This window comes from Plantactinospora siamensis, from assembly GCF_042434095.1.
In the GTDB taxonomy this organism is placed as follows: Bacteria; Actinomycetota; Actinomycetes; order Mycobacteriales; family Micromonosporaceae; genus KBS50.
In genome coordinates this window covers 1-19,170 of the sequence record NZ_JBHLUE010000032.1, presented here as the reverse complement: position 1 = coordinate 19,170, position 19,170 = coordinate 1, and the positions used below count along the sequence as shown (strand labels likewise).

18 protein-coding genes are annotated in these 19,170 nt (G+C 72.7%); 14 read left to right on the top strand and 4 right to left on the bottom strand.

Annotated features, from left to right (window positions below; genetic code table 11):
* The first annotated feature begins 79 nt into the window (after window positions 1-79).
* Window positions 80-571, top strand: a complete 492-nt coding sequence (locus tag ACFFHU_RS28600) for a hypothetical protein (protein ID WP_377343545.1) — start codon at window positions 80-82, stop codon at window positions 569-571.
* Between the two features lie 231 nt (window positions 572-802).
* Here ACFFHU_RS28600 and ACFFHU_RS28595 read toward each other — a convergent pair whose 3' ends face one another.
* Window positions 803-1,831: an ABC transporter ATP-binding protein gene (locus ACFFHU_RS28595; protein WP_377343544.1), complete on the bottom strand. Its 1,029-nt coding sequence runs from the start codon at window positions 1,829-1,831 to the stop codon at window positions 803-805.
* A 2-nt stretch (window positions 1,832-1,833) separates the two neighbouring features.
* Here ACFFHU_RS28595 and ACFFHU_RS28590 point away from each other — a divergent pair, with 2 nt between their 5' ends.
* The 3 genes from ACFFHU_RS28590 to ACFFHU_RS28580 all read left to right on the top strand — a co-directional run bounded on the left by ACFFHU_RS28590 (window position 1,834) and on the right by ACFFHU_RS28580 (window position 4,499).
* A complete protein-coding gene (locus tag ACFFHU_RS28590; RefSeq protein ID WP_377343543.1) occupies window positions 1,834-2,523 on the top strand; it encodes an ABC transporter permease in 690 nt (229 codons plus the stop codon).
* Window positions 2,496-3,248, top strand: a complete 753-nt coding sequence (locus ACFFHU_RS28585; RefSeq protein ID WP_377343541.1) for an ABC transporter permease — start codon at window positions 2,496-2,498, stop codon at window positions 3,246-3,248. The genes ACFFHU_RS28590 and ACFFHU_RS28585 overlap by 28 nt, the downstream gene beginning before the upstream one ends.
* Window positions 3,249-3,494: 246 nt before the next feature.
* On the top strand, window positions 3,495-4,499 hold the full coding sequence (locus tag ACFFHU_RS28580) for a glycine betaine ABC transporter substrate-binding protein (protein WP_377343539.1): 1,005 nt from the start codon (window positions 3,495-3,497) through the stop codon (window positions 4,497-4,499).
* Between the two features lie 64 nt (window positions 4,500-4,563).
* On the opposite strand, the gene ACFFHU_RS28575 is transcribed toward ACFFHU_RS28580, so the two are convergent.
* Together ACFFHU_RS28575 and ACFFHU_RS28570 are read right to left on the bottom strand one after the other, a co-directional pair.
* Entirely contained in the window at window positions 4,564-5,757 is a 1,194-nt protein-coding gene (locus ACFFHU_RS28575; RefSeq protein ID WP_377343537.1) for an NADH-quinone oxidoreductase subunit D, read from the bottom strand.
* Between the two features lie 125 nt (window positions 5,758-5,882).
* Entirely contained in the window at window positions 5,883-6,851 is a 969-nt protein-coding gene (locus ACFFHU_RS28570) for an SAM-dependent methyltransferase (protein ID WP_377343535.1), read from the bottom strand.
* Window positions 6,852-7,052: 201 nt separating this feature from the next.
* On the opposite strand from ACFFHU_RS28570, the gene ACFFHU_RS28565 reads away from it, so the two are divergent.
* The 7 genes from ACFFHU_RS28565 (at window position 7,053) to ACFFHU_RS28535 (ending at window position 13,978) form a co-directional block, all read left to right on the top strand.
* On the top strand, window positions 7,053-8,015 hold the full coding sequence (locus ACFFHU_RS28565) for a Rossmann-like and DUF2520 domain-containing protein (protein WP_377343534.1): 963 nt from the start codon (window positions 7,053-7,055) through the stop codon (window positions 8,013-8,015).
* On the top strand, window positions 8,012-8,875 hold the full coding sequence (gene panC / locus ACFFHU_RS28560) for a pantoate--beta-alanine ligase (RefSeq protein ID WP_377343533.1): 864 nt from the start codon (window positions 8,012-8,014) through the stop codon (window positions 8,873-8,875). Before ACFFHU_RS28565 ends, panC begins: the two co-directional genes overlap by 4 nt.
* Window positions 8,876-8,892: 17 nt before the next feature.
* Window positions 8,893-9,324 carry an aspartate 1-decarboxylase gene (panD, locus tag ACFFHU_RS28555; RefSeq protein ID WP_377343532.1) on the top strand — a complete coding sequence of 144 codons (432 nt, stop codon included), beginning with the start codon at window positions 8,893-8,895 and terminating at the stop codon, window positions 9,322-9,324.
* A gap of 202 nt (window positions 9,325-9,526) precedes the next feature.
* Complete coding sequence (locus tag ACFFHU_RS28550; RefSeq protein ID WP_377343530.1) at window positions 9,527-10,432, top strand: septum formation family protein; 906 nt, start codon at window positions 9,527-9,529, stop codon at window positions 10,430-10,432.
* A gap of 69 nt (window positions 10,433-10,501) precedes the next feature.
* A complete protein-coding gene (locus tag ACFFHU_RS28545; RefSeq protein WP_377343529.1) occupies window positions 10,502-12,160 on the top strand; it encodes an L-aspartate oxidase in 1,659 nt (552 codons plus the stop codon).
* A 146-nt stretch (window positions 12,161-12,306) separates the two neighbouring features.
* Window positions 12,307-13,215, top strand: coding sequence for a carboxylating nicotinate-nucleotide diphosphorylase (gene nadC / locus ACFFHU_RS28540; protein ID WP_377343527.1), 909 nt, complete (start codon window positions 12,307-12,309; stop codon window positions 13,213-13,215).
* Window positions 13,216-13,219: 4 nt separating this feature from the next.
* A complete protein-coding gene (locus ACFFHU_RS28535; protein WP_377343525.1) occupies window positions 13,220-13,978 on the top strand; it encodes a type III pantothenate kinase in 759 nt (252 codons plus the stop codon).
* Between the two features lie 59 nt (window positions 13,979-14,037).
* Here ACFFHU_RS28535 and ACFFHU_RS28530 read toward each other — a convergent pair whose 3' ends face one another.
* Window positions 14,038-14,763, bottom strand: a complete 726-nt coding sequence (locus ACFFHU_RS28530; protein ID WP_377343524.1) for a class I SAM-dependent methyltransferase — start codon at window positions 14,761-14,763, stop codon at window positions 14,038-14,040.
* Window positions 14,764-14,909: 146 nt separating this feature from the next.
* Here ACFFHU_RS28530 and lysS point away from each other — a divergent pair, with 146 nt between their 5' ends.
* From lysS to ACFFHU_RS28515, 3 genes are all read left to right on the top strand, one after another.
* Complete coding sequence (gene lysS, locus ACFFHU_RS28525; protein WP_377343648.1) at window positions 14,910-16,364, top strand: lysine--tRNA ligase; 1,455 nt, start codon at window positions 14,910-14,912, stop codon at window positions 16,362-16,364.
* Between the two features lie 110 nt (window positions 16,365-16,474).
* Entirely contained in the window at window positions 16,475-16,825 is a 351-nt protein-coding gene (locus tag ACFFHU_RS28520) for a histone-like nucleoid-structuring protein Lsr2 (RefSeq protein ID WP_377343523.1), read from the top strand.
* Window positions 16,826-17,336: 511 nt separating this feature from the next.
* Window positions 17,337-19,170: ATP-dependent Clp protease ATP-binding subunit (locus tag ACFFHU_RS28515; RefSeq protein WP_377343647.1), on the top strand; the 1,834-nt coding region annotated here is incomplete at its 3' end.

Genomic DNA, 19,170 nt, shown 5'->3' with positions numbered 1-19,170 from the left:
CCGGGGCCCGAGCATTCCCATTTGTGAACGTCACTGAGCCAGGTTTGCTGGCGGGATCACGCTGGGAAATATGCCGGCCATGGCTCTCACCAACCGGTACAAGTCTGCGCCGGGCGCGGGCACGATAGCCGCGCTCATCCTGGTCCTGGTCTTCGGCAGCCCCTGGTACGCCGACTGGGCCCGCGACCACACCAACCCCCGCACCGCAGGCGGCTGGTTCCTTCAGCTGCTGGCCTGGCCGGCCTGGCGGTTCGACTCCTCCGACTCCATCCAGGACGTCATTGCCGCCGACCTCAAGGCCATCCTGCTGGTCGCGCTGACCGCCCTCTTCCTGTTCCTGCTGCCGGGTTCGCAGCTGGCCCGGGCGCGCGGCACGCTCAGCCAGTTCTTCGCGGGCTGGGGCGCGTACATCTTCGCGGGCGCCTTCGCGGCGCTGTTCACCGCGCTGATCAGGTCGAACCCGTCGCTGCTCGGCGCCCTCCAGGCGGCCGGTGACGGCGCCCGGTACGGCCTGTTCACCGGCTGGATCATCGGCATCGCCACCCTCGGTGGCTACCGCGGCCGGCGCTGAGGCGCCGACCGATCCGCACGGCCGGCGCTGCGGCGCCGACCGATCCGCACGGCCGGCGCTGCGGCGCCGACCGATCCGCACGGCCGGCGCTGCGGCGCCGACCGATCCGCACGGCCGGCGCTGCGGCGCCGACCCATCCGCACGGCCGGCGCTGCGGCGCCGACCGGTCCGCGCGGCCGGCTTCCGGGCAGGAAGCCGGCCGCGCGGCACGTCCGGATCGTCGCCGACCGGTCAGGCGCGGTCGGTCTCGGCGGGGTAGTCGATGCTGAGCACCCGATGCCGGCTGAGCAGGCCGACCGACTGTCCGTCGTGGAGCACCCGGGCGTGGTCGGCGTTCGTCACGAGCATGGCCGCCAGCGCGTCGTAGAGCGAGGAGCCGACCGTCACGGTGGGCAGCTTCTCGGCGTCCACGCCCTCGACCGGGTCCAGCAGCTCCCGGCTGACCGGCGTGACGGCGAGCCGCCGGATTCCGCGGTCGGCGCCAACGAACTCGCGCACGAACTTCGACGCCGGCTCACCGAGCAGCTTGGCGGGGGTGTCGTACTGCTCCAGCTTGCCGCCCTGGGACAGCACGGCGATCCGGTCGCCCAGCCGGACGGCCTCGTCCAGGTCGTGGGTGACCAGCACGATCGTCTTGCGTACCTCGGCCTGCAGGCGCAGGAACTCCTCCTGAAGGCGGGTTCGGGCGATCGGGTCGACCGCGGAGAACGGCTCGTCCATGAGCAGCACCACGGGGTCGGCGGCCAGCGCCCGGGCCACCCCCACCCGCTGCCGCTGCCCGCCGGACAGCTCGTGCGGGTAGCGCCGGCCGAACGTGCCGGGGTCCAGCCCGACCAGTTCGAGCAGCTCGTCCGCCCGGCTGCGGATGCGGGCGGAGGACCAGCCGAGCAGCCTCGGCACGGTCCCGACATTCGTCCGGATCGTCTGGTGCGGGAAGAGCCCGACGTTCTGGATGACGTAGCCCATCCGCCGGCGGAGCTGGACCGGATCGACGGCGGTCACGTCCTCGTCGTCGAGCAGGATCCGTCCGGAGGTCGGCTCGATGAGCCGGTTGATCATCCGGAGCACCGTCGACTTGCCGCAGCCGGAGGGGCCGATCAGCACCACCAGCTCGCCGGCCCGGATCGGGAGGCTCAGCTCGGTGACCGCGACGGTGCCGTCCGGATACTGCTTGCGGATGCGCTCGAGGGTGATCGGCGCGGCGGCCGGGGACGGGGTGCCGCGGTCGGCGGCGGCACCGGCATCCGGGGTAACGTCCACGTATGTCCTTCCACTTGAGCTATCAGGAAGCTCCGGGCAATCCGTGGTTCTCCTGGCAGTACGTGCGGGACAACTCGGAGACCATACTCGCCGCGCTGCGCGAGCACGCGTCGCTCACCGGACAGGCGGTGCTGATCGCCGCCCTGGTGGCCGTCCCGCTCGCCGTCGCGGCGTACTGGTTCCGATCCCTCACCGGGCCGATTCTCGCACTCTCCGGGCTGCTCTACACCATCCCGTCCCTGGCCCTGTTCGCGTTCGTGGCGCCTTACCTGGGTACCGGCACCGCCACGGTGCTGCTCGGTCTGGTGATCTACGCCCTGCTGCTGATCATCCGGAACACGCTGGCCGGGCTCAACCAGGTGCCCACCGATGTGCGCGACGCGGCCCAGGGGATGGGCTACGGACGCTTCGCCCGGCTGGTACGGATCGACCTTCCGCTGGCCCTGCCCGGCATCATCACCGGGCTCCGCCTCGCCACGGTGTCCACGGTGGCGCTGGTCACCGTCGGCGTCCTGGTCGGGCACGGCGGCCTCGGCCAGCTGATCATCGGCGGCTTCCGGAACAACTTCTACCGGGCCGAGATCCTCACCGGGACGATCCTCTGCGTGGGGCTGGCCCTCGTCCTCGACCTGCTGCTGGCCGGCGTCGGCCGGCTTCTCACCCCGTGGCTGACCCGGCGGAGCGCGCGATGAACCCGATCCAGCAGGCGGTGACCTGGCTCAACGACCCGCTCAACTGGACCAACCCCAACGGCATCCTCGACCGGCTGGGGGAGCACCTCTACCTCTCCGGCGCCGCGGTGGCGATCGGTTGCCTGGTGGCCTGGCCCATCGGGCTGTGGCTGGGGCACACCGGGCGGGGCGGCGGGGTGGTGGTGCTGCTGTCGAACGTGACGCTGGCGATCCCGACCATCGCGCTGCTGACCCTGCTGCCGCTGACCTTCCTGGGGTTCGGCGAGCCGCCAGTGATCATCGCGCTGGCGGTCTTCGCGGTGCCGCCGCTGCTCGCGAACGCCTACACCGGGGTGCGGGAGGTGGACCCGGAGGCCCGGGACGCGGCCCGGGGCATGGGGCTGTCCGGCGGCCAGTTGCTGCGCCGGGTGGAGCTGCCGCTGGCGGTGCCCTATCTGGCGGCCGGCTTCCGGACCGCCGCCGTACAGGTGGTGGCCACCGCGGCCCTGGCGTCGTTCGTCAACGGCGGCGGCCTGGGCCAGATCATCAGCGCCGGCTTCGGGCTGAGCATCGCGGTGGGCGGCGGGCAGATCCTGGCCGGCGGCCTGCTGGTGGCGCTGCTGGCCCTGCTGGTGGAACTGCTGCTGGGGGTGGTCGAGCGGCTGGTCACGCCGCCGCCGCTGCGCAAGGCCCGGCGCCGGGCGGACCGCCGCGCGCAGTCCGCCACCGCCGGCGCCGGCGCCTGACCCCCGCTGAAGGCGGCAGTATCGAGCGACGCCCGGGTGGGCATATGAGCCGCCCGTCGCTTTATGTCCCTGCTTGACCGGTTAGCGGTGCCGTACATGACGATCCGGTGACAACATCGGCCCGCAATTTGTCGGCGCAACGTGAAAGATGTTGGGTTGGAGGTCGCGGGCGGCCAGCCAGGGATCGCCCGTCGGACACGCGGCCGGCCCGGATGGGGCCGCGCCGGGACACGGAAGGCGGGCGTCATGCGCTCACGTAACCGAATCGCCCTGGGCGCCGCGGGGGCTCTCGCCGCAGCCGGCCTGCTGACCGGCTGCGGCGGCGCCGGGTCCTCGGGCACCCAGGCGCCGCAGGGCGGCGCCTCCGGCGCCGGTTGTGCGCCGGTTGCCGGCAACCAGCTCGTCGTGCTCACCGACGACAAGAAGCTGCAGAACACCGACAACGTCATCCCGGCCATCAACGCCAAGGCCGCCACCCCGCAGCTGATCGCGGCGCTGGACAAGGTCTCCGACGCGCTCACCACCGACAAGCTGATCCAGCTGAACAAGGCGGTGGATGTCGACCGCAAGACGCCGAAGGTGGCGGCCGAGGAGTTCGCCGCGGCCAACAACCTGACCGCCGGCCTGGAGAAGGGCCCCGGCGGCTCGATCACGGTGGGCGCCGCCAACTTCAGCGAGAACCAGATCCTCGGCGAGCTGTACCGGATCGCCCTCACCGGCGCCGGTTACAACGCCAAGGTCCAGCAGATCGGCAACCGCGAGCTCTACGAGCCGGCGCTGGAGAAGGGCCAGATCCAGGTCGTCCCGGAGTACGCGGCCACCCTGGCCGACTTCCTCGGCGGCAAGGCCGGCGGGCCGAGCGCCCCGGCCATCTCGTCCACCGATCTCGACCAGACGGTGAGCGGTCTCACCGGCGCCGGCAAGAAGGTCGGCCTGGTGTTCGGCAAGCCGTCCCAGGCCCAGGACCAGAACGCCTTCGCGGTGACCAAGGAGTTCTCCGACAAGTACGGCGTCAAGACCCTCTCCGAGCTGGCCAGCAAGTGCTCCGGCTCGGCCACGGTGCTGGCCGGCCCGCCGGAGTGCCCGCAGCGGCCGAAGTGCCAGGCCGGCCTGGTGCAGGTCTACAGCTTCAAGGCCGGGTCGTTCAGCTCGCTGGACGCCGGCGGTCCGCAGACCAAGTCCGCGCTGAAGACCGGTGCCGCAGGCGTCGGCCTGGTCTTCTCCTCCGACAGCTCGCTCGCGGCCGGCTGAGCTGGACGGGGGTCCCGCCCGGCCCGCCGGGCGGGACCCCCGTCGTCCGCGCTCCGTCGGCCGGCTACTTGTCGATGTCGCCGACGACGAAGAACATCGAGCCGAGGATGGCGATGAGGTCCGGCACGAGGCAGCCGGGCAGCAGCGTCGACAGCGCCTGCACGTTGGCGTACGAGGCGGTGCGCAGCTTCAACCGCCACGGCGTCTTCTCGCCCCGGGACACCAGGTAGTACCCGTTGATCCCGAGCGGGTTCTCGGTCCAGGCGTAGGTGTGCCCCTCGGGCGCCCGCACCACCTTCGGCAGCCGTACGTTCACCGGCCCGGTGCGCCGGTCCACCTCGTGCAGGCAGCGCTCGGCGAGGTCCAGCGAGGCGTACACCTGATCCAGCAGGACCTCGAACCGGGCGTGGCAGTCGCCGGCCGTCCGGGTCACCACCGGCACGTCCAGCTCCCCGTACGCGAGATAGGGCTCGTCGCGGCGCAGGTCCAGGTCGAGGCCGGAGGCCCGGGCCACCGGCCCGGACGCGCCGAACGCGGCGGCCGCCGCGGCCGGCAGCACGCCCACCCCGACGGTACGGGACAGGAAGATCTCGTTCCGCCGGATCAGCCGGTCCAGGTCGGGCATCCGGCGGCGTACCTGGTCGATGGCCGCGCGGGCCCGGCCGGTCCAGCCGGCCGGCACCTCCTCCTTGAGCCCGCCGACCCGGTTGAACATGTAGTGGATCCGGCCGCCGGCGACCTCCTCCATGACCGCCTGCAGCGTCTCCCGCTCCCGGAAGGCGTAGAAGACCGGCGTGATGGCGCCGATCTCCAGCGGGTACGACCCGAGGAACATCAGGTGGTTGAGCACCCGGTTCAGCTCGGCCAGCGCGGTGCGCAGCCACACCGCCCGCTCCGGCACCTCGATGCCCATCATCCGCTCCACGGCCAGCACCACGCCCAGCTCGTTGGAGAAGGCGGACAGCCAGTCGTGCCGGTTGGCCAGCATGATGATCTGGCGGTAGTCCCGCACCTCGAACAGCTTCTCGGCGCCCCGGTGCATGTAGCCGATCACCGGTTCGCAGGAGATCACCCGCTCGCCGTCGAGGACCAGCTTCAACCGGAGCACGCCGTGCGTGGATGGGTGCTGCGGGCCGATGTTGAGCACCATGTCGGCGCCGAGCTGCCGGCCGTCGCCGGAGGTGCCGGGGAGCAGGCCCGCCCCCGTGCCGACGGTCAACTCGCGTCTCGGCCCGGCCTCGGAGGTCATGACGGCCATCGTGCCATGCCGGCCGGACGGGGTCAGCCGTCGCCGAGGCCGCCGGGACTGCCGCGGATGCCGGCCGGACGGGGTCAGCCGTCGCCGAGGCCGCCGGGATCGCCGCGGATGCCGGCCGGACGGGCTCAGTCGAGGCCGGCCAGCAGGGGGATCGGCTCGAGCCCGACCGGTTGCAGCAGCCAGCGGTGGCCGCCCAGCCCGTCCGGATCGGTCAGCTCGGCCGCCGTGCTCGCGGCGGCCAGCGAACGCAGGTAGCCGGCGGGGTCGGTGGAGGCCAGGCCGAGCGGTGGGCGCCGGCCGTCCGTACCGAGCGCCCGCAGCGCCTCCCGCTGCCGGACCAGCAGGTACGGCCGGCGCGCGGCCGCCGAACCGGCCGCGCCGACCGAATCCAGCGCCACATGGGCGGTCAGGTCGCAGGACCCGTCCGGCACCGGCACGACCTGGCGGCCGTGCCGGTACCCGGTGAGCGTCCCGGCGGGCGGCCGGTCCGACCGCAGGTGCCCGTAGTCGACGGCCAGCGCCAACCCCCGGCCGACCCGCCGGACGGCCGCCGCCCAGGCGTCGTCGCGGGTCCGGCCGATCTCGACCCGGGCGGTGGCCCGCTCGGCCGGCCACCAGCGCGCCAGCCAGGACCGGTCGGCGTCGCCGACCGGATCGCCGACCGACTCCGCGCCGGAGGCCGGGTCGACGAGCAGGTACCGCCACCCGCCGCCGTCCGGCACGGCCAGCTCGAGCGGTACGTTGTCCAGCCACTCGGTGCCGAGCAGGAGCCCGGTGATCCCCGCCGGGATCTCGTCCCGCCATTCGACGGCGGCCGGGAGGTCGGCGGGCCGGGGCGCCCGTTCGACGGCCATCAGCCGGACCCGGTCGGGGGTCCGCAGCTCGGCGGCGAGGGCCCGGAGCAGCTCGCCCCGCCCGGCGCCCACGTCCACCACCTCGAGCGGGGCCGGGTGACCGAGCTCGGCGTCGAGCCGGGACAGCAGGGCGGCCAGCGCGGTGGCGAACGCCGGCAGCTGGGCGCTGGTGCGGAAGTGTCCGGCCGGCCCGGGATCGGTCACGAAGAACCCGTCCGGGCCATACAGGGCGTTCTCCATGGCCGCACGCCAGCGCAGGCCCGCGGGGGGAGGCGTTAACAAGGGGCCCTTCCTCTACGAAAAGCGATAACAGGGGGCCCTTCCTTGCGGTCCGGGAGGCCCGGTTCGTGAAGGTTTTCACATTTGCTGTGGCGGTTTCCGGCGGTCCGCGCATACTTGCGATCGACCGGTACCACATTTTACGAGGACTGGATCAGTGCCATGAGCGCATCGCCGCGCCCGCGCCCGGGCGCCTCTGCCAGCGGGTCCGGCGTCGCCGTACCCGCGCAGTCGCCGCAGCCGGCCCGCACGGTCGGGGTGATCGGCGCCGGCCGGGTCGGGGCCGTGCTCGGCGCGGCGCTCGCCGCCGCCGGCCACCGGGTGGTCGCCGCCGCCGGCGTTTCGGCCGCGGCCCGAGCGCGGATCGCGGAACTGCTGCCCGGCGCCGTCAACCGCCCCGCCGACGAGGTCGCGCGGCTGGCCGCCGACCTGCTCATCGTGGCGGTCCCCGACGACGCGCTGGCCGGCGTGCTCAACGGGCTGGCCGGCACCGGTGCGCTGCACCGCGGCCAGATCGTGGCGCACACCTCCGGCGCGCACGGGCTCGCCGTGCTGGCGCCGGCCACCGCCGTGGGGGCCCGGCCGCTGGCCCTGCACCCCGCGATGACCTTCACCGGCACCGCCGCGGACCTGTCCCGGCTGCCCGGCATCTCGTACGGGGTCACCGCTCCCGCGCCGCTGCGGCCGCTGGCCGCGCGGCTCGTGGCCGACCTCGGCGGCGTGCCGGAGTGGATCGCCGAGGACGACCGGCCGATGTACCACGCCGCCCTGGCGCACGGGGCCAACCACCTGGTGACGCTGGTGAACGAGGCGCTGGACCGGCTGCGCGACGCCGGCGTGACCGACCCGGCGCGGGTGCTCGGCCCGCTGCTGGACGCGGCGCTCGACAACGCTCTGCGGCTCGGCGACGCGGCGCTGACCGGCCCCGTGTCCCGAGGCGACGCCGGCACCGTGGCCCGGCATCTGGACCGGCTGGCCCGGACGGCCCCCGAGTCGCTGCCGGCGTACCTGGCGCTGGCCCGGCGGACCGCCGATCGGGCCATCGACGCCGGCCGGCTCCGGCCGGTGGACGCGGTGGCGCTGCTCGGCGTGCTGGCCGACCGGGAACGGGAGACGGTGGCGTGACCCGTACGGTGCACACCCGTGCCGACCTGGCGGCCGCGCGGGCGGAGCTGCCCGGCCGGGTGGCCGTGGTGATGACCATGGGCGCGCTGCACGCCGGCCACGAGGAGCTGCTGCGCACGGCCCGGTCGGCGGCCGAGCACGTCGTGGTGACGGTCTTCGTCAACCCGCTGCAGTTCGGCCCGAACGAGGACTTCGACCGGTACCCCCGGACCCTGGAGGCGGACCTGGAGGTGTGCCGGCGGGCCGGCGCCGACCTGGTCTTTGCGCCCAGCGTGGCCGAGATGTACCCGGGCGGCCAGCCGGCGGTACGGGTCAACCCGGGGCTGCTCGGGGAGGAGCTGGAGGGGTCCACCCGGCCCGGCTTCTTCCACGGGGTGCTGACCGTGGTGCTCAAGCTGCTCAACCTGGTCCGTCCGCAGCTGGCCTTCTTTGGTGAGAAGGACTACCAGCAGTTGACCATGGTCCGGCGGATGGTCCGCGACCTCGACGTGCCGGTCGAGATCGTCGGCGTCCCCACCGTGCGCGAGCCGGACGGGCTGGCGCTCTCCAGCCGGAACCGCTACCTGTCGCCGGCCGAACGGAAGACCGCGCTGGCGCTGTCTGCGGCGCTGCACGCGGGGGCCGAGGCGGCCGCGCGAGGGCTGGACAACGAGGCGGTGCTCGGCACCGCGCACCGGGTGTTCGCCGAGACCGGCCCGGTGGCCCGGCTCGACTACCTGGTGCTGACCGACCCGGATCTCGAACCCGGCCCGCCGCCCGGACCGGCCCGGCTGCTCGTGGCCGCCTGGGTGGGCCGGACCCGGCTCATCGACAACCTGCCGATCCACCTCGCCGCGCCCTCCGGGCCGGCCAACCCGTGATCCGAGAGGGAATCGCGATGTTCCGGACCATGCTCAAGTCCAAGATCCACCGGGCCACGGTGACCCAGGCCGACCTGCACTACGTCGGTTCGGTGACGGTGGACCAGGATCTGCTCGACGCCGCCGACCTGCTGCCCGGTGAGCAGGTGGCGATCGTGGACATCACCAACGGGGCCCGGCTGGAGACGTACGTCATCCCGGGCGAGCGGGGCAGCGGCGTGATCGGCATCAACGGCGCGGCGGCGCACCTCGTGCACCCGGGCGACCTGGTCATCCTCATCTCGTACGGGCAGATGGACGACGCCACCGCGCGCGGCTACCAGCCCCGGATCGTGCACGTCGACGCCGACAACCGGGTCATCCAGCTCGACGCCGACCCGGCCGGGGCGGCGCCCGGCATGGTGGGCGACCCGGTCCGCGGGGACCTCGTCGCCGGCGCGAGCCGCTAACCGGCACTGACCCCGCCCGGCCCGACCTCGCCCGGGCCCGGCCCGGCCTGGCCTGGCCCGGACCCGACGCCATCCGGATTCCGGAACGGCGTGCCGGGCCACCGGTCGTCGATGATCGACCGGTCGGGCGGTGTCAGCGGGTGCTTGAGCGGTTACCGTAGGGTCAATACCGCAGCATCCGCTCGGCCCCGGGGAGGACGCCATGCGTCGATGGATGGCTGGCGTGGCGGTCCTGCTCACCGGAGTGCTGCTGGCCGCCTGCGGGGCGCCGGCCGGCCTCGACGGCGACCTGGTGGACGACTGGCGGCCGATCGGCGGGCCCACGGCGTTCGTGCCGCCGGCCGGGGTGTGTTACCCGGACGACTTCGCCGAGACGGCCTACCTCTCCTCGTTCCACCCCGTCGACTGCGCGACCAGTCACCGCTTCGAGACCGTGTACGTGGGGAAGTTCGCCGGCACGGTGGCCGCGGCGGCCAAGCCCCCGGCGCAGGGCTCGGCCGACCTGCGGTCCGCGTTCACCGAGTGCGACCGCCAGGCCAGCGCGTACGTTGGCGACGAGTGGCGGTCGGGCCGGCTCTGGCTGGGCGTGGCAACGCCGTCCGCGCCGGCCTGGACCAGCGGCGCCCGCTGGTTCCGCTGCGACCTGGTGGAGGTCGCCCAGATCTCCGATCAGGAGGGCGAGCCGGCGACCCGGACGGGCAGCCTCAAGGGCGCCCTGCGGGCCGACTCGCCGCTCCGGCTGGGCTGCTTCGGCGTGCAGTTGAACGCCCAGGGCGGCGTTTTCGCGGTGAAGCCGACGGGCTGTACGGCGAAGCACAACGGCGAGTACGTCGGCGCCTGGTCCTCGCCGGCCGCCTCCTTCCCGTCCCGGGACCATGACTGGCTGCCCTTCTACGCCGGCTGCCGGACGGTGGTGGCCAGGTACGTGGGCGTACCGGCCGACAACATGCTGCCGTTCCGCACCGGCGTGCTCACCCTGCCGGCCCCGCGACCGGACTGGCAGGCGGGCAACCACGGCGTGCGGTGCTACCTGTGGATGAAGAACCGGGAGCTGACCAGGTCGCTGAAGGGCGCCGGCCCGGCTGGTCTGCCCATCCAGTACCGCTGAGGAGCGTTCTGGCCCACTTTCCCGGCCCCCGGCCGGCGGCCGACCGGGGCGGCGCGGTTGACTGTGAGGATGCGACTGGCCAGTCTCGGTATGCCGCAGTTGCCGACCCTGCTGACGGCGCCGGCGCCCGGCTGGGTCGAGACCACCGACGTGGTGGTCGTCGGGTCCGGCGTGGCCGGGCTGACCGCCGCGCTGCACCTGCGGGCCGCCGGACTGCACGTCACGGTGGTCACCAAGGTCAACATCGATGACGGCTCGACCCGGTGGGCGCAGGGCGGCATCGCCGCCGTGCTCGATCCGCTCGACACGCCGGCGGCGCACGCCGCGGACACCGAGGTGGCCGGGGTGGGGCTCTGCGACCCGGCGGCCGTGCGGGTGCTGGTCCAGGAGGGCCCCGGCCAGCTGCGGGAGCTGATCCGTACCGGGGCGCGGTTCGACCGCAACCCCGACGGCTCGCTGATGCTCGGCCGGGAGGGCGGGCACCACGCGGACCGGATCGTGCACGCCGGCGGCGATGCCACCGGGGCCGAGGTGCAGCGCGCGCTGCACGCGGCCGTGACCCGGGATCCGTGGATCCGGCTGGTGGAGCACGCGCTCGTGCTGGACCTGCTGACCGACGCCGCCGGCCGGGCCTGCGGGGTCACCCTGCACGTGCTCGGCGAGGGCGCCGAGGACGGCGTGGGCGCGGTGCTCGGCCGGGCCGTGGTGCTGGCCACCGGCGGGATGGGCCAGGTGTTCGCGGCCACCACCAACCCGGTGGTCTCCACCGGGGACGGCGTGGCGCTCGCGCTGCGCGCCGGCGCGGCCGTGACCGACCTGGAGTTCGTGCAGTTCCACCCCACCGCGCTGGTGGTCGGCGGGGCCACCGGGCTCGCGCAGCAGCCGCTGGTGTCCGAGGCGCTCCGCGGCGAGGGCGCGTACCTGGTGGACGGCGACGGCAAGCGGTTCATGGTCGGCCAGCACGAGCTCGCCGAGCTGGCGCCCCGGGACGTGGTGGCCAAGGGCATCCACCGGGTGCTGCTGGCCACCGGGGCCGACCACGTCTACCTGGACGCCCGGCATCTGGGCGGCGATTTCCTGGCCGCCCGGTTCCCCACCATCGTGGCCTCCTGCCTGGCGGCCGGGATCGATCCGGGCACCGAGCTGATCCCGGTCTCCCCGGCCGCCCACTACGCGTCCGGCGGCGTCCGCACCGACCTGCACGGCCGGACCTCGCTGCCCGGCCTGTACGCCTGCGGCGAGGTGGCCTGCACGGGCGTGCACGGCGCGAACCGGCTCGCCAGCAACTCGCTGCTGGAGGGGCTGGTCTTCGCCCGGCGGATCGCTGACGACATCGCCCGGGACCTGCCGCCGCGGAACGAGCCGGCGCCGGTGGGCGCGTGGCGCGGGGGCGCGGGCTGGGTGGTGGACGCCGCCGTGCGGCCCCGGCTGGCCCGGGCCATGAGCCGCGGCGTCGGCGTGCTGCGGTCCGCCGAGACGCTGCGGGGCGCCGGGACCGCGCTCACCGAGCTGGGCGCCACCCGCGGTACGCCCCGGACCGCGAGCTGGGAGGCCACGAACCTGCTCACCGTGGCCTGCGCGGTGGCCGGCGCCGCGTACGCCCGGCAGGAGACCCGGGGCTGCCACTGGCGCGAGGACCACCCGGTGGCCCTGGACGAGTGGCGTGGGCACCTGGTGGGCGCCATCACGGACGGCATTCTCGGGCACACCTGGGAGGGACTGGCATGAGCGAAGCGGCGTCGACGGAGTCGACCGGGCGGGCACCGTCGACGGAGTCGACCGGGCGGGCACCGTCGACGGAGTCGACCGGGCGGGCACCGTCGACGGAGTCGACCGGGCGGGCACCGTCGACGGAGTCGACCGGGCGGGCACCGTTGACCGAGCCGACCCTCCGGGCGCTGTCGGCGGCGGGGCTCGATCCGGCGGTGGTCGAGCGGATCGTCCGTACCGCCCTGGTGGAGGACCTGGGGCCGGACGGCCTGGACGTCACCAGCGCCGCCACCATCCCGGCCGATCTGGTCGGCACGGCCGAGGTGGTGGCCCGGGCCGCGGGAGTGGTGGCCGGCCTTCCGGTGGCGGCCGCGGTGTTCGACCTGGCGGCGCCGGCCGACCGGCCGGTGGAGCTGCGCCCCCGGGTCGCCGAGGGCGACCGGGTGGCCCGGGGCGACGTGCTGGCGTCGGTCACCGGGCCGGTGCGGTCGCTGCTCACGGCCGAGCGGACCGCGCTCAACCTGCTGTGCCGGATGTCGGGCGTGGCCACCCACACCCGGGCCTGGGCGGACGAGCTGGCCGGCAGCGACGCCACGGTGCTGGACACCCGCAAGACCACGCCGGGGCTGCGGATGCTGGAGAAGTACGCGGTACGGGTCGGCGGCGGCACCAACAAGCGGATGGGCCTGTACGACGTCGCCATGATCAAGGACAACCACAAGCTGGCGGCCGGTGGGGTGGCCGCGGCGTACCGGCGGGTCCGGGCGGCGTTCCCGGCGGTCCCGGTCCAGGTCGAGGTGACCACCACGGCGGAGGCCGTCGAGGCGGTGGAGGCCGGGGCCGACTTCCTGCTCTGCGACAACATGACCCCGGAGGAGCTGTCCGAGGTGGTGCTCGCGGTGGGCGGCCGGGCCGAGCTGGAGGCGACCGGCGGCCTCACCCTGGAGGTCGCGGCCAAGTACGCGGCCACCGGCGTGGACTACCTCTCGGTGGGCGCGCTCACCCACTCCTCGCCGATCCTGGACATCGCGCTGGACCTGCGCGTGCCGGCCGAGCCCGCCGTCCGGAGCTGACCCCATGCTGCTCTGCATCGACATCGGCAACACCAACACGGTGCTGGCCACCTTCGACGGCGAGAAGCTGGTGCACTCCTGGCGGATCAAGACCGACGCCCGGTCCACCGCCGACGAGCTGGGGTTGATGTTCCGCGGCCTGTTGGCCGGGGACAACGTGGAGATCACCGGGGTGGCGGCCTGCTCCACCGTCCCGGCGGCGCTGCGGTCGCTGCGTACCATGCTGGCCCGCTACTACGCCGACATCCCGCACGTGGTGGTCGAGCCGGGGGTGAAGACCGGCGTTCAGCTGGCGATCGACAACCCGAAGGAGGTGGGCTCGGACCGGGTGGTGAACACGCTGGCCGCGTACACCCTGTTCGGCGGTCCCTCGATCGTGGTCGACTTCGGCACCACCACGAACTTCGACGTGATCAGCGCGCGCGGGGAGTTCCTCGGCGGGGCGTTCGCGCCGGGCATCGAGATCTCGTTCGACGCGCTGGCCGCGCGCGCGGCCCAGCTGCGCAAGGTGGAGGCCACCCGGCCGCGCTCGGTGATCGGCAAGAACACCGTGGAGTGCCTGCAGTCCGGGATGTACTTCGGCTTCGCCGGCCAGGTGGACCGGATCGTGGAGCGGATGAGCGAGGAACTGGGTGGGGTCCGCGCGGTGATCGCCACGGGCGGGCTGGCGCCCCTCGTGATCAGCGAGTGCCGGACCATCACCCAGCACGAGCCGATGATCACCCTGATCGGGCTGCGGATGGTCTACGACCGCAACGTCTGACCGGTGGTCGCGCGCCGCCGTCGGCCCGGCGCGAGCGCCGCCCGCCGGCGCGGGGCGCGTCAGCGCCGCCGGGACCGGAAGACCAGGGTCCGGTACGGCAGCTCGACGGTCTCCTGCCCGGCGAGGGCCGGATGGGTGGCGAGCAGCTCCCGTAGGCCCTGGTCGACGCGGTCCTGATCGCGGCGGCTCGCGGTCAGGTAGTACGACCGGGTGTGGATCATGCCGATCAGCTCGTCCGGGGTGAGGGTCGTGTGGTGAGGGAATTCGCCCGGTTCGACCGCGCCGAAGGCCGGGCCGAAGTCGGTCAGCATCTCCTGGGCGCCCTCGCCCATGTGGGCGATCCGGCTCAGCTCCGCCACCCACTCGACCCGATCGTCCCGGATGTTCCAGATCGGGGCGAACGTCCCGCCCGGCCGCAGCACCCGGGCGACCTCCCGGTGCGCCCGCTCCTTGTCGAACCAGTGGTACGCCTGCCCGACCAGCACGGCGGCCACCGCGCCGTCGGCCAGCGGGATGGTCTCGGCACTGCCCGGCAACGCCGTCGTGCCGGGGGTGCCGGTCGCCAGCTGGGCCCGCATCAGCGGGTCGGGTTCGACCGGGATCACCCGGTGACCGAGGTCGAGCACCGCCCGGGTGAGAATGCCGGTTCCCGCGCCGAGGTCGACCACCGGGGACCCGGGGGCGCAGCCGTCCAGCGCCCACCGCACGGCGTCGGTCGGGTAGCGGGGGCGGAATCGGTCGTAGTCCGCGGCGGCCACGCCGAAGGAGAGAGCCTGTTCGGTCATGGCGGGAGGTTATCCAGGGGCGGGCTCGCGGCGCACCTGAGTACGCTCGGAGCCTGTCGTTGCCAATCCGCGAATTCCCGAGGAAGCCTGCCGTGACCGAGCACACCCCCGCCGCTGCCGAGCCAGCCGAAGACCTTCCGGAGCAGATGCGGGTCCGCCGGGAGAAGCGGGACCGAATGCTGGCCGAGGGCGTCGAGCCGTACCCGGTCGGATTCCCGCGTACCGCCACGCTCGCCGAGATTCGCGCGCAATACGCGGATCTGCCGATTGACACGGCGACCGGGGACATCGCGGGGGTGACCGGCCGGGTCATCTTCATCCGGAACACCGGAAAGCTCTGCTTCGCCACGTTGCGCGACGGCGACGGCACGGAACTGCAGGCAATGATCTCGTTGAACGGGGTGGGCCAGCAGCGGTTGGAGGATTGGAAGCGGCAGGTGGATCTCGGCGACCTGGTGGGGGTTACCGGTGAGGTGATCACCAGCCGTCGGGGCGAATTGTCGGTGCTCGCGCAATCCTGGACGCTCACCGCCAAGGCGTTGCGTCCGCTGCCGGTCGCACACAAGCCGATGAGCGAAGAGACGCGGGTCCGGCAGCGTTATGTGGACCTGATCGTCCGGCCGCAGGCAAGGGACACCGTACGGGCCCGGGCGGCGGCCGTCCGCAGCCTGCGCGATTCGCTGCACGAGCGCGGTTTCCTCGAGGTGGAAACGCCGATGCTGCAGTTGATCCAGGGCGGGGCGACGGCCCGGCCCTTTGTTACCCACAGCAATGCTTTGGATACGGATCTGTATCTCCGAATCGCGCCCGAGCTGTTTTTGAAGCGGTGCGTGGTGGGTGGCATCGAGCGGGTCTTCGAGATCAACCGCAACTTCCGCAACGAGGGCGTGGACTCCTCTCATTCCCCGGAGTTCGCGATGCTCGAGGCCTACCAGGCGTACGGCGACTACGACACCATGGCCACGCTGATCCGCGAGCTGGTGCAGGCCGCGGCCATGACGCTGAGCGGCTCGCACGTGGTCACGCACGCCGACGGGACCGAGTTCGACCTGGGCGGCCAGTGGCGGTCGGTCACGCTGTACGGCTCGCTCTCGGCCGCGCTGGGCGCCGAGGTGACGGTCCGCACCGACCGTTCTCAGCTGGTCCGGTACGCCGACAAGGTGGGCCTGGCCGTGGACCCGAAGTGGGGGCCCGGAAAGCTCGCCGAGGAGCTGTTCGAGGAACTGGTCGTGCCCACCCTCCGGGAGCCGACCTTCGTCCGCGACTATCCCGAGGAGACCAGTCCGCTGACCCGGGCGCACCGGTCCGAGCCGGGGCTGACCGAGAAATGGGACCTCTACGTGCTCGGATTCGAACTGGGCACGGCGTACTCCGAGTTGGTCGACCCGGTGGTGCAGCGCGAGCGGTTGGTGGCCCAGGCTCGCCTGGCGGCCGGTGGCGACGCCGAGGCAATGCGCTTGGACGAGGACTTCCTGCGGGCCTTGGAGTACGGAATGCCGCCGAGCGGCGGCATGGGATTTGGAATCGACCGGCTGCTGATGGCGCTCACCGGCCTGGGAATTCGGGAAACCATCCTGTTCCCCTTAGTGCGGCCCGAGTAGTCACCGGCCGCTTACCGGGCGGCGATTTCCGGGTCCTATTGACCGGACAAGGAGCGGTCGGGCTATTGTTTACGTGTTTGCATCAGCCCGCTCGAGAGGACTATGCCACCGTGGCTAAGCAGATCATTCACAAGCTGGTCGATGACCTGGACGGCGGAGACGCCGACGAGACCGTCAAGTTCTCGCTCGACGGTGTTCAGTACGAGATCGACCTCTCGAAGAAGAACGCCGGCAAATTGCGGGACATGTTCGCTCCGTACGTCGCTGCGGGCACCAAGGTGGGCCGGGGCGGAGTGGTGGTCGGCGGACGCGCCGCCCGTGGACGCGGCAGCGCCACGGCCGACCGCGAGCAGAACAAGGCGATCCGGGCATGGGCCAAGAAGGAAGGCCGCGAGATCTCGGACCGGGGCCGCATCCCCCAGGAGATCGTTGACGAGTACCACGCCAAGGCCGGCCGCTGAGGACTCCTCCGCGGGCGGGTGAGCCGGGCGGTCGTTGGAACGGCGCCGGTGCGGATCGGAATACCGGTCCGCACCGGCGCCGTTCTGGTTCAGGTGGCCCCGGCCGGCCGCGCGCGGGTCGCCGATCGTGTGACGACCGTCACCGCCATCTCCGGCGGGCGCGGCGGGGTCGAGGGAAGGAACCCGGGACGGCCCGCGTTGTCCCCAGCCGGTGGATGGTTTGTCCACAGCCTGTGGACAACGGTCCCCGGGCAACCCGCCGGGACCTACCGGACCGGGGTGGATTTCGCTATCCGCGTATCTGACCCGGTGGATAAGCCCCATGGCTGGCGGGGAACCACCATGAACACCGCAAATACCACCGGATCGGGCGACACACGACCTCAGCCGAGTCGGGTCGCGGCGATAGAGTAAGAGCACGGACGTCCGCCTTGGAGGTCCGGGCACCGGCGCCGCCACGATGCTTGACCATCAACATCGAGTGCGCACGGCACGTGAGGAGCACGAGGGCATGTTCGAGCGGTTCACCGACCGAGCGCGACGGGTTGTCGTCCTGGCCCAAGAAGAGGCCCGGATGCTCAACCACAACTACATCGGCACGGAGCACATCCTGCTGGGCCTGATCCATGAGGGTGAGGGCGTGGCGGCGAAGGCCCTGGAGAGCCTCGGCATCTCCCTGGAGGGCGTCCGCCAGCAGGTTGAGGAGATCATCGGCCAGGGCCAGCAGGCGCCGAGCGGGCACATCCCGTTCACGCCGCGGGCCAAGAAGGTGCTGGAGCTGTCGCTGCGCGAGGCGCTGCAGCTGGGGCACAACTACATCGGTACGGAGCACATCCTGCTCGGCCTGATCCGCGAGGGTGAGGGTGTCGCGGCCCAGGTGCTGGTGAAGCTGGGCGCCGACCTCAACCGGGTGCGCCAGCAGGTGATCCAGCTGCTCTCCGGTTATCAGCAGGGCAAGGAGCCGGCGGCCGCCGGTGCGGCGGCCGGCGAGGCCGCCCCGTCGACCAGCCTGGTGCTGGACCAGTTCGGTCGCAACCTGACCCAGGCTGCCCGGGAGGGCAAGCTGGACCCGGTGATCGGGCGGGAGAAGGAGATCGAGCGGGTCATGCAGGTGCTGTCCCGCCGCACCAAGAACAACCCGGTGCTGATCGGGGAGCCGGGCGTCGGCAAGACGGCCGTCGTCGAGGGGCTCTCCCAGAAGATCATCAAGGGCGAGGTGCCCGAGACGCTCAAGGACAAGCAGCTCTACACGCTTGACCTGGGCGCTCTGGTGGCCGGCTCGCGCTACCGCGGTGACTTCGAGGAGCGCCTCAAGAAGGTGCTCAAGGAGATCCGCACCCGGGGCGACATCATCCTGTTCATCGACGAGATCCACACCCTGGTGGGTGCGGGCGCGGCCGAGGGCGCGATCGACGCGGCGAGCATCCTGAAGCCGATGCTGGCCCGGGGTGAGCTGCAGACGATCGGCGCCACCACGCTCGACGAATACCGCAAGCACCTGGAGAAGGACGCCGCCCTCGAGCGGCGGTTCCAGCCGATCCAGGTCGGTGAGCCGTCCCTCGCGCACACCATCGAGATCCTCAAGGGCCTGCGCGACCGGTACGAGGCGCACCACCGGGTGAGCATCACCGACGGGGCGCTGGTGGCCGCGGCCACGCTGGCCGACCGCTACATCTCCGACCGCTTCCTCCCGGACAAGGCGATCGACCTGATCGACGAGGCGGGCGCGCGGATGCGGATCCGCCGGATGACCGCGCCGCCGGACCTGCGCGACTTCGACGAGCGGATCGCCCAGGTCCGCAAGGACAAGGAGTCCGCGATCGACGCGCAGGACTTCGAGCGGGCCGCCCAGCTGCGGGACAAGGAGAAGCAGCTCCTTGGCCAGAAGGCGCAGCGGGAGAAGGAGTGGAAGGCCGGTGACCTGGACGTCGTCAGCGAGGTCGACGACGAGCAGATCGCCGAGGTGCTCGGCAACTGGACCGGCATCCCGGTCTACAAGCTGACCGAGGAGGAGACCTCCCGGCTGCTGCGGATGGAGGACGAGCTGCACAAGCGGGTCGTCGGCCAGTCCGACGCGGTCAAGGCGGTGTCCAAGGCCATCCGCCGGACCCGGGCGGGTCTGAAGGACCCGAAGCGGCCGTCTGGCTCGTTCATCTTCGCCGGCCCGTCCGGGGTGGGTAAGACCGAGCTGTCCAAGGCCCTCGCGGAGTTCCTGTTCGGCAGCGAGGACGCGCTCATCCAGTTGGACATGTCGGAGTTCCACGACCGGTACACGGTGTCCCGTCTCGTCGGTGCGCCTCCCGGCTACGTGGGCTACGACGAGGGTGGCCAGTTGACCGAGAAGG

What these genes read in the sequence shown, in the direction of transcription:
- ACFFHU_RS28600 (WP_377343545.1), top strand. Translation starts at nt 80, where the DNA reads ATGGCTCTCACCAACCGGTACAAGTCTGCGCCGGGCGCGGGCACGATA.
- ACFFHU_RS28590 (WP_377343543.1), top strand. Translation starts at nt 1,834, where the DNA reads ATGTCCTTCCACTTGAGCTATCAGGAAGCTCCGGGCAATCCGTGGTTC.
- ACFFHU_RS28580 (WP_377343539.1), top strand. Translation starts at nt 3,495, where the DNA reads ATGCGCTCACGTAACCGAATCGCCCTGGGCGCCGCGGGGGCTCTCGCC.
- ACFFHU_RS28575 (WP_377343537.1), bottom strand. Translation starts at nt 5,757, where the DNA reads ATGGCCGTCATGACCTCCGAGGCCGGGCCGAGACGCGAGTTGACCGTC.
- ACFFHU_RS28570 (WP_377343535.1), bottom strand. Translation starts at nt 6,851, where the DNA reads ATGGAGAACGCCCTGTATGGCCCGGACGGGTTCTTCGTGACCGATCCC.
- ACFFHU_RS28565 (WP_377343534.1), top strand. Translation starts at nt 7,053, where the DNA reads ATGAGCGCATCGCCGCGCCCGCGCCCGGGCGCCTCTGCCAGCGGGTCC.
- panD (WP_377343532.1), top strand. Translation starts at nt 8,893, where the DNA reads ATGTTCCGGACCATGCTCAAGTCCAAGATCCACCGGGCCACGGTGACC.
- ACFFHU_RS28550 (WP_377343530.1), top strand. Translation starts at nt 9,527, where the DNA reads ATGCGTCGATGGATGGCTGGCGTGGCGGTCCTGCTCACCGGAGTGCTG.
- ACFFHU_RS28545 (WP_377343529.1), top strand. Translation starts at nt 10,502, where the DNA reads ATGCGACTGGCCAGTCTCGGTATGCCGCAGTTGCCGACCCTGCTGACG.
- ACFFHU_RS28535 (WP_377343525.1), top strand. Translation starts at nt 13,220, where the DNA reads ATGCTGCTCTGCATCGACATCGGCAACACCAACACGGTGCTGGCCACC.
- ACFFHU_RS28530 (WP_377343524.1), bottom strand. Translation starts at nt 14,763, where the DNA reads ATGACCGAACAGGCTCTCTCCTTCGGCGTGGCCGCCGCGGACTACGAC.
- lysS (WP_377343648.1), top strand. Translation starts at nt 14,910, where the DNA reads ATGCGGGTCCGCCGGGAGAAGCGGGACCGAATGCTGGCCGAGGGCGTC.